17 protein-coding genes are annotated in these 13,501 nt (G+C 71.3%); 10 read left to right on the top strand and 7 right to left on the bottom strand.

Going from position 1 to position 13,501, the window contains the following annotated elements; all coding sequences use genetic code 11:
• Window positions 1-11: 11 nt before the first annotated feature.
• The 3 genes from ABZ990_RS06940 to asnB form a co-directional block, all read right to left on the bottom strand.
• Complete coding sequence (locus ABZ990_RS06940) at window positions 12-758, bottom strand: SDR family oxidoreductase (protein ID WP_361226470.1); 747 nt, start codon at window positions 756-758, stop codon at window positions 12-14.
• A 145-nt stretch (window positions 759-903) separates the two neighbouring features.
• Window positions 904-2,103 carry a PrpF domain-containing protein gene (locus ABZ990_RS06935; RefSeq protein ID WP_361226467.1) on the bottom strand — a complete coding sequence of 400 codons (1,200 nt, stop codon included), beginning with the start codon at window positions 2,101-2,103 and terminating at the stop codon, window positions 904-906.
• Window positions 2,093-3,901, bottom strand: a complete 1,809-nt coding sequence (gene asnB, locus ABZ990_RS06930) for an asparagine synthase (glutamine-hydrolyzing) (RefSeq protein ID WP_361226464.1) — start codon at window positions 3,899-3,901, stop codon at window positions 2,093-2,095. The genes ABZ990_RS06935 and asnB overlap by 11 nt, the downstream gene beginning before the upstream one ends.
• 157 nt (window positions 3,902-4,058) lie before the next feature.
• On the opposite strand from asnB, the gene ABZ990_RS06925 reads away from it, so the two are divergent.
• The gene (locus ABZ990_RS06925) at window positions 4,059-4,799 is read left to right on the top strand and encodes a PIG-L deacetylase family protein (RefSeq protein WP_361226462.1); all 741 of its coding nucleotides are present in this window, start codon (window positions 4,059-4,061) and stop codon (window positions 4,797-4,799) included.
• A 16-nt stretch (window positions 4,800-4,815) separates the two neighbouring features.
• Here ABZ990_RS06925 and ABZ990_RS06920 read toward each other — a convergent pair whose 3' ends face one another.
• Window positions 4,816-5,193, bottom strand: a complete 378-nt coding sequence (locus tag ABZ990_RS06920) for an ATP-binding protein (RefSeq protein WP_361226460.1) — start codon at window positions 5,191-5,193, stop codon at window positions 4,816-4,818.
• Window positions 5,190-5,399 carry a hypothetical protein gene (locus ABZ990_RS06915; RefSeq protein WP_361226455.1) on the bottom strand — a complete coding sequence of 70 codons (210 nt, stop codon included), beginning with the start codon at window positions 5,397-5,399 and terminating at the stop codon, window positions 5,190-5,192. The genes ABZ990_RS06920 and ABZ990_RS06915 overlap by 4 nt, the downstream gene beginning before the upstream one ends.
• A gap of 117 nt (window positions 5,400-5,516) precedes the next feature.
• Here ABZ990_RS06915 and ABZ990_RS06910 point away from each other — a divergent pair, with 117 nt between their 5' ends.
• The 8 genes from ABZ990_RS06910 (at window position 5,517) to ABZ990_RS06875 (ending at window position 10,571) form a co-directional block, all read left to right on the top strand.
• Window positions 5,517-6,395, top strand: a complete 879-nt coding sequence (locus tag ABZ990_RS06910; RefSeq protein ID WP_361226452.1) for a helix-turn-helix transcriptional regulator — start codon at window positions 5,517-5,519, stop codon at window positions 6,393-6,395.
• Window positions 6,352-6,558 (top strand): DUF397 domain-containing protein, encoded by a 207-nt coding sequence (locus ABZ990_RS06905; protein ID WP_361226449.1) that lies wholly within the window; start codon window positions 6,352-6,354, stop codon window positions 6,556-6,558. The genes ABZ990_RS06910 and ABZ990_RS06905 overlap by 44 nt, the downstream gene beginning before the upstream one ends.
• Before the next feature lie 265 nt (window positions 6,559-6,823).
• Entirely contained in the window at window positions 6,824-7,567 is a 744-nt protein-coding gene (locus ABZ990_RS06900) for an alpha/beta hydrolase (protein ID WP_361226446.1), read from the top strand.
• Between the two features lie 258 nt (window positions 7,568-7,825).
• Window positions 7,826-8,101 carry a DUF397 domain-containing protein gene (locus ABZ990_RS06895; protein WP_361226443.1) on the top strand — a complete coding sequence of 92 codons (276 nt, stop codon included), beginning with the start codon at window positions 7,826-7,828 and terminating at the stop codon, window positions 8,099-8,101.
• A gap of 43 nt (window positions 8,102-8,144) precedes the next feature.
• Window positions 8,145-8,420 (top strand): DUF397 domain-containing protein, encoded by a 276-nt coding sequence (locus tag ABZ990_RS06890; RefSeq protein WP_361226441.1) that lies wholly within the window; start codon window positions 8,145-8,147, stop codon window positions 8,418-8,420.
• A gap of 223 nt (window positions 8,421-8,643) precedes the next feature.
• A complete protein-coding gene (locus tag ABZ990_RS06885) occupies window positions 8,644-8,865 on the top strand; it encodes an acyl carrier protein (protein ID WP_361226438.1) in 222 nt (73 codons plus the stop codon).
• Window positions 8,862-10,064 (top strand): enoyl-[acyl-carrier-protein] reductase FabV, encoded by a 1,203-nt coding sequence (locus ABZ990_RS06880; protein WP_361226435.1) that lies wholly within the window; start codon window positions 8,862-8,864, stop codon window positions 10,062-10,064. The genes ABZ990_RS06885 and ABZ990_RS06880 overlap by 4 nt, the downstream gene beginning before the upstream one ends.
• Before the next feature lie 63 nt (window positions 10,065-10,127).
• Complete coding sequence (locus ABZ990_RS06875; protein WP_361226432.1) at window positions 10,128-10,571, top strand: NUDIX domain-containing protein; 444 nt, start codon at window positions 10,128-10,130, stop codon at window positions 10,569-10,571.
• Window positions 10,572-10,673: 102 nt separating this feature from the next.
• Here the strand turns inward: ABZ990_RS06875 and ABZ990_RS06870 are convergent, their stop codons facing one another.
• Complete coding sequence (locus ABZ990_RS06870; RefSeq protein ID WP_361226429.1) at window positions 10,674-11,117, bottom strand: MarR family transcriptional regulator; 444 nt, start codon at window positions 11,115-11,117, stop codon at window positions 10,674-10,676.
• A 114-nt stretch (window positions 11,118-11,231) separates the two neighbouring features.
• On the opposite strand from ABZ990_RS06870, the gene ABZ990_RS06865 reads away from it, so the two are divergent.
• Window positions 11,232-12,047 carry an alpha/beta fold hydrolase gene (locus ABZ990_RS06865; RefSeq protein ID WP_361226426.1) on the top strand — a complete coding sequence of 272 codons (816 nt, stop codon included), beginning with the start codon at window positions 11,232-11,234 and terminating at the stop codon, window positions 12,045-12,047.
• Between the two features lie 124 nt (window positions 12,048-12,171).
• Here the strand turns inward: ABZ990_RS06865 and ABZ990_RS06860 are convergent.
• Window positions 12,172-13,501: MFS transporter (locus ABZ990_RS06860; RefSeq protein ID WP_361226423.1), on the bottom strand; the 1,330-nt coding region annotated here is incomplete at its 5' end.

Below are 13,501 nucleotides of genomic sequence, written 5' to 3'. Positions count from 1 at the left end.
GCGGTGGTGCTTCAGCGAGGTTCGAAGTGGAAGGAGCGGATGAAACAGTCGCGTGGCTGCTCGACGGCGTAGACGACGCACTCGAACAGCGCCTGCGTCGTGAGCTTTTCGTCGGGCGCCAGGCCGTCCGTCTTCACGCCCTCCCATTCCGCGAAACGCGGATCGGAGGTGGAGAAATCGGGCGGGTAGAGCGAGAACACCCGCACGCCGCTCGGCCGCAGCCGGCGGGAGAGGATGTCGGCGAAGCCCGCCTGGGCCGACTTCGCCGTCCAGAAGGCCTCGTGCGCGACGGACGCGGTGGCGGCGGACGCCCCCTCGGCGTCCCGCACCGCGACCATGTTGACGATGTCCGGCCGCGCCGAGCGGCGCAGCAGCGGCAGGAAGTGCTTGACCATGAGGACGGTGCCGCCGGCCGTCGACTCGATGGTCTCGACGATCGACTCGTCGCTGGCGGACTCCAGGTCCATACCGTCGAGCCAGCGGGCGCCGTTGTTGACCAACAGGTCGACATGGTCCGTGTGTTCGCCTACCTGGGCGGCGAACTCCCTGATCTCGGCGGGCCTGCTCAGGTCGCAGCCGAACGCGTGGATGCGGTCGCGGGCCGAACCCATGACTTCCGTACGCGTGCGTTCGGCGGCTTCGACCGTCCGTGCCGAGACGTAGACCTCGGCCCCGAGATGGGCGAATCCGATGGCGAGCGAACGGCCGAAGTAACGGGACGCCCCGGTCACGACGACCCGCAGATTCTCGAATGACATGGGTGCCTGATCTCCCCCCACGGATCATGGATCCACGGAATCGGATGCCGGATGCCGGACGTTGCCGGTGGTCGGGCTGGCGTCGCCGGTCGCATGCCAGCCTGACAGAGGAATCAGGACCAACAGGGGTCTCACGGGTGCGCGTTCACGCCGTTGCGTGGATACGCCACGGCAGGTCGAGCCGGGCGATCGGGCGGGCCCGCTTGTCGTGCACCCGTACGCGGTCGGGCGCGGCCGACACCCTGACCGGCCCGCCGGGCGTCGTGACGGCCCCGACGGGCCCCGGCACGACCGTCCCGGCCAGCGCCCCGGCGGCGGCGAGCGCCGCCGCCCCGGTGAGCGCGAGCCGAGGATGCCAGCCGCCGACGGTGAGCGCGCGGACGGCCAGGCCAGTGCCGTCGGGGGTACGGGAGAAGGTCGCGATCTTGGGCAGTGGCGCGAGCGGGGACCAGGGCGCGTAGCCGAGCAAGCTGGCTGCCTGGGCCCGGAGTTGGAGCATGCGGGCGCGGCGGGGCGGGTCGGCGGGCGGGAGGTGGCGGGCGTCCACGAACACGTACGGATTGCCGTAGCGCACGATCGACACCGGCACCCCGTCGATCACGTCGACCGGGCGGCCGGTGGGGAGCGTGCCGGGGGCGGTGGGCGGGCGCAGGAAGTCCAGGGTGTACGCGCCGTCCGGCGCCGGCGGGGCCCCGGCGGTGCCCTGCGGGGGCACGTCCAGCGGGGGCATGTCCAGCGGGGCCCCGGCGGTGCCCTGCGGGAGGACGCGGATGGTGTCGCCGGTCGTCAGGGCGCGCACGGTGACGGGGCCCGCTCCCGGCCCGGGGCGGCGGCCCGGCCCGGGTCCCGGTCGCCGCCCCTCGATCTGCTGATCCGCGACGACGCAGGCGAGGAGCGAGTGCCCGCAGCCGGTCCGGAAGTCGAAGCTTCCATCGGGCAGGGCCTGCACGAACCGGTAGTCCAGGTCGACTCCAGGGTGCGCCGAACTCCCGTACACCGCGATCTTGTTGAGGTCGCGGTACGGGGTGCGGGCGAGCGCCCGGCGCAGCCCGGCCAGCTCACCGGCCAGGGCGAGGGCGCCGGCGGGGAGGTGGTCGAGGGGCAGGACGAGGGTGGGCCCGGGGGCGTCGTCGGCGCGGACGACGTAGCCGGTGACGGACCCGACCGGGCCGCTCTCGAACGTACCGCCCGCGCCCCCGTCCGCGTTCCAGTCCCAGGCCGCGAGCAGGCCGTCCCGGTCCGCGACCGCGACGCTCCCCTCCGTACCGCACCCGTCCGTACCGCACCCGTCCGTACCGCCGCCGTCCGTACCTCCCCGGGGCGGGTGGCGCGGCTCAGGCAGCACAGCCCACCGGGATCCGCATGCCCTGCACGACCTCCGTCCACAGCTCGTGGACGGCCAGCGCCCACAGGGTGAGCGCGGCGTGCTGGTTCGGGCGGGCCAGGTGCCGTTCGAGGAGCCGTTGGACCCGGTCCGCGCGCACCTTGCCGCCGAGTACGAGGCGGGCGGGCGAGAGGAGTTCGCGTACGGGTTCGAGGAGCGGACCGCCGGGCGCGATCATGGCGGCGATGGGCAGGGTGAACGGCTGCTTGGGCCGGTTCAGCACCGCGGCCGGCAGCAGCTCCGCGCCGGCCTCGTACAAAGCCCGCTTCCCGTGCCGCGCCTCGGCGGGCAGCTGCCGCGCGTGCGCGACGACGGACGGCTGACAGAACGGCATCCGGGCCTCCACCGCCCACGCCATCGACAGATGGTCGACGCGCCGCAGGTGGTACGCGGGCAGCCGCCACCGGGTCTCGAACGCGCTCGCCGCCGTGGCCCGGTCGGTCCCCGCCGCCTCCGCCGACCGCAGTTCCTGCTCGATCCGGTCGGCCGCCGAGCCCTGTTCGGCGATGTAGGCGGCGTACCCCGGGGTGTACAGGTGCTCGCGCAGCAGCCGGGGCGCCGCCGACAGCGCGTCCGCGTAGGCGCCCGCCCAGTCGAGGCCGGGCGGCGCGGCGACGGCCGCCCGCATCCGGTCGTACCCGCCGAAGAGTTCGTCCGCCCCGTCCCCGGTCAGCGCGACCGTGAAGCCGCTCTGCCGGACGGCCCGGAAGAGGGCGTAGGTGGAGAGCGCGATCGGGTCGGCGTTCGGCTGCCCGAGGTGGCGCACGGTCCGGGTGAGCAGCGAGGGGATCTCGGAGGGTGCGATGACCACCTCGTGGTGCACCGTACGGGCCCGGCGGGCCACCGAACGGGCGTACACCGCCTCGGAGTCGGGCCACTTCCCCCGGTAGGTGAGATGGAAGGAGTGCAGCGGCGGGGCGTCGGTCTCGCGGGCGTACTCGGCGGCCAGCGCCGTGACCAGACCGGAGTCGAGACCGCCGCTCGTCACCACGCACACCGGCATATCGGCGGTGGCAAGCCGGCGTACCTCGTGCCGCAGTACGTCCTGGGTGTCGCCGGCCGGCCGGGGCGCGGTGTGCGGGGCGCGGCGCCGGACGACGGGCGCGCGGCCGGGCCGGACGACGGCCGTCGCGCCGGGCGGCAGGACGGTGATGCCGTCGAGGGCGGTCTGCGCGGTGTACGGGGTACGGGTGGCGAGCACGCTGTCGAGCGCGTCCTCGCGCGGGGCGATCCGCACGCCCTCGAACGCGAGCAGCGCGGGGATCTCGGAGGCGAAACGGGTGGAGCCGTCACGCGGATCGTGGTGGACGTGGACCGGCTTCATACCCATGTCGTCGACGGCCAGCACGAGTTGGGTGTGGCCGGGGCGCAGATCGAGGACGGCGACCGCGAACATGCCGTCCAAGTGCTCGGCGAACGCCGGGCCGTACTCCGCGTACAGCGCGGGCAGCAGGGTGCCGTCACACCGGTCGGGGAAGCGGTGGCCGCGGGCGGAGAGCGTGCGCCGCAGCGAATCATGGTTGTAGATCTCGCCGTTGAGGACGGCGAGGATGCCGGGGAGATGCGGCAGCCGGTAGGGCTGGTGGCCGCCGCACGGGTCGGTGACCGCGAGCCGGTCGCAGCCGAGCGACCAGCCGGGGCCGCTGAGGATGTGGTGCTCGTCCGGGCCACCGTGCCGCTGGCGGGCGGAGACCGCCGCGAGTTCGGCCGGGTCCGGGCGGTCCGCCCCCGCGGCGAAGGAGCCGAGGATCCTGCACATGCCGGTCGCCTCCGGATCTCTGTTCCGTTCCCACACTCACGCGCCGAAACCAATAATTTGAATGTACCAAGTTTTTGGATGGCGCGTAAGTGCCATGTCCGGTTCACGCCAGCGAGATGACCTTGCGAGGCCCCCGGGGCCCCAACAGGCTGGCCTCATGGAGGACTTCGCGCTCGACCCGACGATCCGTTCCGCACCCGAGTCCCTGCTGGTGGTGGCAGCCCACCCGGACGACATCGAGTTCTGCGTGAGCGGCACCGTCATGCAGTGGATCGCACGGGGCACCCGGGTCACGTACTGCATCGTGACCGACGGCGACGCCGGCGGTTACGACCCCCGGCTCCCCCGCCAGGCCATGGCCGACCTGCGCCGCGCCGAACAGGTCCACTCCGCGAAGGCCAGCGGCGTCGCCGACGTCCGCTTCCTCGGCTACCCCGACAGCTTCGTGGAGGCGAGCGTCGACCTGCGCCGCGATCTGTGCCGGGTGATCCGCGAGGTGCGGCCGCAGCGCATGATCATCCCGTCCCCCGAGATCAACTGGGCCCGCGTCGCCGACCTCCACCCCGACCACCGCGCCGTCGGCGACGCCTCGCTGCGCGCCATCTATCCCGAGGCCCGCAACCCCTTCGCCCACCCCGAACTGCTCAAGCAGGAGGGCCTGGAGCCCTGGATCGTCCACGAGTTGTGGCTGATGACCGGGCCGACCCCGAACCAGTACGTGGACGTCACCCCCGTCTTCGACCGCAAGGTCGAGGCCCTGCGCATCCACACCTCGCAGACCGCCCACTTCGACGACCTGGCCGGCCTGTTGCGCGACTGGCTCACCGAACACGCGGTGGCGGGCGGCCTGCCGGCGGGCCGGATGGCGGAGGCGTTCCAGATCGTCCACATCGACTGAGCCCGGGCTCTCCTCTTCACCGGGCCGGTTCCCGTACCCCCACCGGGGCGCCCAGCTCGCACCACACCGTCTTCCCGGACGGCCCCTGCTCGACCCCCCATTGCAGGGCCACCGCGTCCACCAGCGCCAGCCCCCGCCCCGACTCGGCCCCCGCCGTCGCCTCGCGCAGTATCGGCCAGGCCCGGGGGTCGGGGTCGCTCACCCCGACCCGCAGCCGCCCGGTGGGCGACGCCACCGCCCGCACGGTGACCGGGGTCCCCTCCCCCACGTGCCGGATGACGTTGGTCAGCAACTCGCTGACGCACAGCCGCACATCGTCCCCCTCGAACATCCGCCGCACCTCCCCCACCGCCTTGGGCAGCGCGAGAAGTTCGACCGCGAAGGGCAGCATCATCCGTCCGCCGCCTTCTTCAGCGCCTCGGTGAGCCGCCGCGCGTTCCCGACCGTGCAGTTGCCGAGCGCGACGAGCGGCGGCCGCACGGCCGTCCCCGCGAGGGTGACGACGTCCACCCCGAGGGAGGGAAGCGTGATGCCGTGCGCGGCGAGCGCGGCGCCCAGTACCTCAACGTGGGCCTGGGTGTCTTCGTTTTCTTCGACCATGAGGGTCAGATCACCTTTCGTTGCGTCGTGTGACGAACGCCTCACAGCCTGCTGTCTTGACCTCTACCTTGGAAGCGTTTCCCGCTCCACGACATACGGTGCGAAAGGCGGTCACCGGTGGCTACGCGCAAAGAGATCGACGGTTCGGCTGGAGTCCCGCAGTTCTACGGGAAAGAGCTGCGCTACAAGAGGGAGGAGGCCGGCCTGACCCTGGAGAGGCTGGTCGAAGGCAGCTTCTACGGCATCACGTTCCTGAGCGAGATCGAACACGGCAAGCGAAGCATGCCCGTCGACCTCGCCCGGCACGTGGATCGTCGGCTGGGGACGGACGGCTTCTTCGAACGGCGGTGTGGGGAGGCCCGCGAGGCGCGTCTGAAGGGGCATACGCCTTACTTCGGGCGGGTGCTGGAGGCTGAGCAGCGCGCGACGACAATCGGGGAGTGGGCGCCGACCGCCCTTCCTGGGCTGCTTCAGACAGCCCCGTACATGCGCGCCCTGTTCCGTGGAGAGTGGACGCCGGAGCTTCCCGAGCAGATCGAAACGAAGATCACGGGTCGTCTTGCACGAGCCGAACTCTTCGCGAAAGACCACGGGAAGCCCGAGTACGCGGTCGTTCTCCACGAGTCCCTGGTGCGGCTGTCAGTCATGCCCGGCCCCGAGATGGCGGAACAGCTCGACCACATCGCCGCCCTCGTCAAGCGCGGTCGCGTGTTTGCGCAGATCCTTCCGTGGAACTCCGGGCCGCACCCCCTGATGCTGGGCAACGCCATGCTCCTCGACTTCAACGACGCGCCACCGCTCGTCTACGTGGAAAGCCAACACCACGGCCACACCGTCGACGATCCGCGCCTCGTAAAGCAGTACCGGAGGTCGTACGATCTGCTGAGGGCCGCTGCCATGCCGCTGGACGCGTCCCTGGCCCTCATCGAAGATGCGGCAGAGGAATTCCGAAATGGCAAGCACCCAGATCGACTTCAGCGCCGCGACCTGGCGTAAGAGCAGCTACAGCAATACCTCGGGCGGCAACTGCCTCGAAGTCGCGGACGACGCGTCCCCCGACCTCGTCCCCGTCCGCGACTCCAAGCAGCCCCACGGCCCCGTCCTCCTCATCGCCGCCGCCGCTTGGGCCCCGTTCATCACCTCCGTCAAGGCGGGCTGAACAAGGTCACGGCAGACGGCCTGGGTCGCGTACCGGCTCCGTGGCACCCGGCCACGGAGCCCGCGCCCACACCCTCGCCTCACCCCCCGCGAAAACCTGTTGGTGGTCCACGGCCGTCGCTGCTACCTTTCGCGAGGCCGTGCGAGAGAACAAGGAGGTGGTACCCGTGAACGCAGTTTCGACATGGGTGCTCCCCTCCGGGGTCACGGTCGGGCGATAGGTCGTCCGGGAGCGCCATTCAAGAGCACTCCCGAAAGGCACGACCATGGACTTCACTTCTGAGCAGCGTTTTGACGACGGTGTCCTCGAACGCGCATTCACGCTTGGCGAGATCCCCGGCATCCTGTGGACGCCCGCATCCGCGTCCGCGTCCGCTCCGGCGCCGCTGATCCTCATCGGCCACCCCCCGCTCGGGCTGGACAAGATCTACCCCCGCCTTGTGGCGCGGGCTCGCTACTACGCGGCGGAGTTCGGCTTCGCGGCGGCGACCATCGAACTCCCCGGCAGTGGCGTACGGCCCCGTTGGGAAGAGGCCGAGCAGGCCCGAGCGAACCTGCGCCGGGCCATGCAGGCCGGCGAGCCGGTCGGCGACGAGATCATCGACCCGCTCATCCTGCCGCTCGTCGCGAAGGCGGTCCCGGAGTGGCAGACCGCCATGGACGCCCTCCTCGCGCTGCCCGAGATCGGCGACCGGGTCGGGTTCGAGGGAGGAATCATCTCCATCGGTGTCCGACTGGCAGCCGTCGATCCGCGCATCGCGGCGGCCAACCTGTTCGCCGGAAGCTTCGTGCCCAACGCCGTGCTCCACCAGGCCCGCGAGGTCACCATCCCGCTCCAGGTTCTGCTCCAGTGGGACGACGAGGGGAACGACCGCCAGGCGTCCCTGAACCTGTACGACGCCTTCGGCTCCAAGGAGAAGACGCTGCACGCCAATCTCGGCGGGCACACCGGCGTCCCGCAGTTCGAAGTCGAGGCCGGGGCCCGGTTCTTCACCCGTCACCTGAAGTGACACCGGGCCGCCCTCGCCAGGGCGGCACCGGACGGTAGCCGGGGCGGGTCGGAACCACCCTCATCGGGGGCAGGTCCCGGCCCTCCTCGGCTCTTCCGCACATTGCGGGCCCTGCCGACTCGGCAGGGCCCGTAGTACGTGAAGTAAGCCTGGCTCAAAGGGCGTTCGCGTCTGGCACCCCTTCACCTTCTCCCTCAAGATGGGCTGACACGGTCGCGCCGGGCGCGGCATCCACATCAGCGGGAGGAAGACGTCGAAATGGCCTACGTCTTAATCGACTTCAGTACCGCGACCTGGCGCAAGAGCACCCACAGCAACACCTCCGGCGGCGATTGCCTCGAAGTCGCCGAGGGCTACACCGCCTGGCGCAAGAGCACCCACAGCAACACCTCGGGCGGCAACTGCCTCGAAGTAGCGGACGACTCCTCCCCCGACCTCGTCCCCGTCCGCGACTCCAAGCGGCCCCACGGCCCGGTCCTCCTCATCACCGCCACCGCATGGACCCCCTTCATCACCTCCGTCAGAGCGAGGTGAGAACGAGCACGGACGCCGACGCCCGCGAGAGGAAGGGATCGAAATGGCAGACATCCTCACCGGCCTCACTGCCGCGACCTGGCGAAAGAGCAGTTACAGCAACAGCTCGGGCGGCGACTGCGTCGAGATCGCCGAGGGCTACTTCGCCTGGCGCAAGAGCACCCACAGCAACAGCTCCGGCGGCAACTGCCTCGAAGTAGCGGACGACTCCTCCCCCGACCTCGTCCCCGTCCGCGACTCCAAGCAGCCCCACGGCCCCGCCCTCCTCATCACCGCCACCGCATGGACCCCCTTCATCACCTCGCTCAAAGCGAGCTGACCGCGTCCGTAACCCCAAATGGCGCGCCGTGAACCGGAGGGGGGTACTCAACGCCCGGCCCGTGCGCGGTGGATGACCTCCTGGACGCCGTCGTCCCTCCGCCACGCCTCAAGCTCCCGGGCGGCCTGCGGCAACCACGTGCGCGCCGACGCTCCGACCGGGCGGTAAGGGGGTGGTGTCAATGCCGGAGGGCACAAGGACTGACCGGCATCTCCGTGACGCGTTGTCGCTGATCGCTGACGGGGCCGTCGATACGCTCCCCGAAGACGGGCGACCGGAACAGGACTTCGGGATCGACAGCCTGACCCTGGCCGAACTCGTGGCCGAACCGGAGCAGCGGCTGTCCGTCACCATCCCGGACGAGGAGACCGGCCGCCCGCGCACGATCGCGGACCTGCGCGGGCTCCTCGCCCGCCTCGTACCGAGCGGAACGGACACGCCATGAGCACGCGCCAGATCGAGCCGAAGCAGCGGGGATTCCTCCTCGTGAACTCCCACCCCGAGGGCGCCGCTGCCACCGTCCGCCGCACGTGGGAGGAGATCCCGGCGCGCACCGACGGCCGCGAGCCGGTCGCGCTCGTGCTGGGCCACTCCGCCGGGTACGGCCTGGCCACGCTCCTGGCCGGACTGCGGCAGCACGGGATCCGCGGCGTGGGGGTCGCCTTCGAGGGGGCGGACAACGGGCGGCGGACCGCGACGGCCGGCTGGTACCGCACCGGGGCCGTCGCCGACCTCGCCCGCGAGGCCGGACACGACGTCCGCTTCGTCAACACCGACGCCTTCTCCGACGCGGGAAAGGCGGAGGTACTGGACACGCTGGCCCAGCACTACGGGTCCGTCGACTACCTGATCTACAGCCTCGCCTCCCCACGCCGGACCGACCCGGCGACCGGCGTCACCCACCACTCCGTGATCAAGCCGCTCACAGCCGCCTACGAGGCCCCCGCGCTCGACTTCTCGGGCGCCGAGCCCGCCGTGTCCCGGATCCGCCTGGAGCCCGGCACCGATGAGGAGAAGCGGGCGACGGTCGCCGTCATGGGCGGTGCGGACTGGTCCCGCTGGGTCGACGCCCTGCACGAGCGCGAGCTGCTCGCCGACGGATTCACCACCGTGGCACTGACGTACGTCGGTTCCGAGGTCACCGCGCCGGTGTACCGGCAGGGCACCATCGGCGCGGCCAAGGAGCATCTGGAGGCCACCGCACGGGAGTTGGCCACCTCGCCCGGGGTACGGGCGGCCGAAGGACGGGCCTTCACCGTCGTGGCCGGTGCCGCCGTGACCCAGGCGTCCAGCGCCATCCCGTCCATCGCCCTCTACACCGCCTTCCTCCACACGGTCCTGGGCGACGACGCGTTTCTCAGCCCGGCCCGGCAGGCCATGGATCTGTGGGACCAGTTGGAGGGCCGCACACCCCTGCGGCTCGACGACGCGGGCCGGATCCGCCTCGACGGCTGGGAACTCGACGACGAGGTCCAGGCCCGGGTGCGAGAGCTCTGGGAGGACCCCGACAGCGGCTTGCTCAAGGCACGGTCCGGCGCGGAGTGGTTCATGAGCCAGGTCCGGGAACTCTACGGATGGGGAGTCGAAGGCGTGGACTACGGCCGGCCGGTGGAAACCGACCTGGCCTGGCCCGCGCGGGGATGACTCCTCGCCGAGGGCGACTTGCTGTTGCACCGAGACCGCCAACCAGCAAGGAGAGAAACCGACATGAGGGACCGAGTCCGTGCCGTCCTCGTTACCCCTGACGACACGATGCTGGTCATCCGCCGTACCAAGCCCGGGATCCCCGCCTACTGGGTGCTGCCCGGCGGCGGTGTCGAAGCGAGCGACGCCTCCCTGGAAGCCGCTCTGCACCGGGAGATCCACGAGGAGATCGCCGGGAAGGCCGACATCGTCCGCCTTCTCCACACGGTGGAGTCCGGCACCGGGCGCCAGATCGTCTACCTCGCCCGCATCACGACCTGGTCCTTCGAGGACCGCACCGGGCCCGAGTTCAGCGCCGAGGGGCGCGGCGAATACGCGCTGGAGGAGATCCCGCTGACCGTGGAGGGAATCGACGGCATCGACCTGAAGCCGGAGGAGATCGCCCGCGTGCTGCGGGACGCCATCCGGGCCGGAGCCCTCGGGACGGACGCGCTGCCGTCAAGGTGAGCCGACATCGCCCCTCGCTCCGGTGACGTGCCGAGGGCCCGCCGGTGTTCCGGCGGGCCCTCGGCACGTCAGCACACCGGCGGTGTCAGCCCACCGGCGGTGTCAGTCCCGCTCGGGCGCGAGCGCCAGCTGACCCGACGCACGGGCCAGCAGGTCGATCAGCTGCGCGCGTTCCTCGGGGCTGAAGCCGTCGGCGATCCGTCGTTCGATGGCGACGGCCTTCGCGTCGGCCTGCGCGAGCAGCCGGCTTCCCTCGTCGGTGAGGAGCACCTCGGTCACCTTGCGGTGCCAGGGGTGCGGCCGGCGGGTGATCAGGCCCTTCGTCTCCAGGTTGGCGAGCACGGTGGCGATGGTCTGCGGGGTGACCAGGCAGGCACGGGCGAGCGCGGCGGCGGAAAGGCCCGGCTTGTCGTCGAGCGTGTACAGCACGACGTACTGCGGAACCGTGAGTCCGAGCGGCCGGAGCGCCGCGTGCTTGGCCGCCATCAGCTCCTGTTCCACGCGCTTGATGTGCAGCCCGAGGCGTTCCGTGACCGGCATCTCCATGAGGGCGATCGTACGCCACCAGATCGCGTTCTGGCATGTAACAGGGTTCTGCCACATGCCAGACCTCTGCTACCTTGGCGTCGCTCAGTCACTCACCACTGATGGAGGCACCCCATGACCAGCCCCGCACCGCTTGATCACGTCGCCGCCGGGTCCGGCCCGGGCCTGGTCCTGCTGCATGGCACCGGCGCCGACGCGGCCGGGAACTGGGGAACCCTCATCGAGGCGGTACGTGACCGGTACACCGTCGTCGCCCCCAACCTGCCCGGCGCCGGCGCCACCCCCGTCGACCCCGGCCCCATCGACCTGGACTCGCTCGCCGACCGCGTCGTCGCCACCGCCCGGGCCGCCGGACTGGACCGGTTCCACCTCGTCGGCCACTCGATGGGCTCCGTCGTCGCCACGGCCGTGGCCGCCCGCCACCCCGAGACCGTGACCTCGCTCGTCCTGCACGCCGGATGGGTCAGGACGGGCCCGCGCGAAGCATTCATGTTCGACCTGTGGGCGCGCCTGCTGCGTACCGACCCGGCCCTCCTGGCCCGCCAGTTGATCCTCACCGCGATGGGGCCCGGGCTCCTCGACCACCTCGACGAGGCGCAGTTCGCCGAACTGGCCGCGGGGTTCACGGCCATGCTCGACGAACGCGTCCTCGGGCAGATAGAACTCGACGCCCGCGTCGACCTGCGGGACGCGGTCGGCCGGATCACCGCGCCGACGCTCGTACTGGCGAGCGCCGACGACCGGATCATCCCGCCCCACCACCAGCGTGAACTGGCCGCCGCCCTCCAGCGGGCCGACTACCTCCTCGTGCCCGGCGGCCACGGCCTGCCGTTCGAGGACCCGGCACGGTTCGTCTCGCTCATCACCGAGTACGTGGACAGGCTCCAGGCGCAGGTGCAGGCCCAGGCGCAGGCCCGAGTCCAGGTCTGAGTCCAGGTCTGAGTCCAGGTCTGAGGCAACGCGCCGCCGGAACAACCGTGTTGTTCCGGCGGGTCCTCGGATGAGTCACCATGGATGAGTCATCTCGAAGGGGCGGTCGCGCCGCGCCTTCGGCTCACACCCGGCCCGGGGTGCCGACCTCCCGCTCGCGAAGTTCCCCGCCTTCCGGAACGCCGGCCTCTTCGCGGCCCGGCTCCGGTGCCGATGCCGATGCCGATGCCGGCTCCGGTGCCGATGTCGGCTCCGGCTCCGGTGCCGATGTCGGCTCCGGCTCCGCTTCCGTCTCCCGTACCGGCCTCTTCTCCCCTCCCCCGGCGGGCAACGCCATCAGCAGCACCACCGCCCCGAGCAGGGCCACGGCCGCGATCCAGCCCGCACCCACATGCATGGCGTGAAGAAACGCGTCGTCGGCCGCCCGCGCGAGAGCGGGCCGGTGGAGGGCGGTGGCGGCGTGGCGGGCCTGTTCGGCGGAGACGCGTGCCTGGTCCCGGACCGGGGCGGGCATGCCCGCCAGCGAAGGTTCGATCGCGCGCCGGTACACGAGCGACATGATCGTGCCACCCACCGCGATGCCGATCACGCTGCCCGTCTGCCGCACGGTGTTGGTGACCGCCGATCCCGCACCGGCCTGCTCCAGCGACAGGTCGCCGATCAGCGCGGCCGTCACGGGCCCGATCGCCATGCCGACCGAAAGCCCCTGGATCAGCAGGAGGAACTCGATCCAGAGGAGGGGAGTCTGGAGGCCGAGGAACCCGTAGCCGCCCATGCTCAGCCCGGCCACGACCAGCGCCGGCACGGCGACACGGCGCAGCGACAGGCGGCGGACCAGACGGGCGGCGAGAGGGGCCGCCGCGAGCGCGCCGAGTGCGGTCGGGATGGTGGCCAGGCCCGCCCGCATCGGCGTGAATCCGAGCGCGCCTTGCAGATAGAAGGCGTTGAGGAAGGTGATGGCGGCGACACCGAAGAGCAGCAGTCCGAGCGCCAGATTCCCGCCGCCGAATACCCGCCGGGCGAGAAGCCGCGGATCAAAACCGGGCGCTTTGACGCGCATTTCGACGATCACGAAGACGGCCAGCAGAACCAGACCGGCGGCGATCGGCGCCCAGACGTCGATACGACTCCACTCGGCCACCTGCCCGGCCCGGATCAGCCCGTAAGCCAGCGTCACCAGCCCACCGGCCGACAGCAGCATTCCCGCCGGGTCCAGTGGCCGCCGGGCGGGGCTGCGGAAATTCGGAACCAGTACGGCGAGCCCGACCAGTGCCACGACCACGACCGGGACATTGACCAGAAAGACCGATCCCCACCAGAAATGGTCGAGCAGGAATCCGGCCAGTACCGGTCCTGCCGCCATTCCGACCCCGGCCGAGGCCGAGAAGACGCCGATCGCGGCCGCCCGCGCGGGGCCCGTGAAAATCCACATGAGGATCGCCATCATGGCGGGC

Source organism: Streptomyces sp. NPDC046203 (assembly GCF_040646255.1).
Classification (GTDB): Bacteria; Actinomycetota; Actinomycetes; order Streptomycetales; family Streptomycetaceae; genus Streptomyces.
This window is presented reverse-complemented; position numbering and strand designations above follow the sequence as displayed.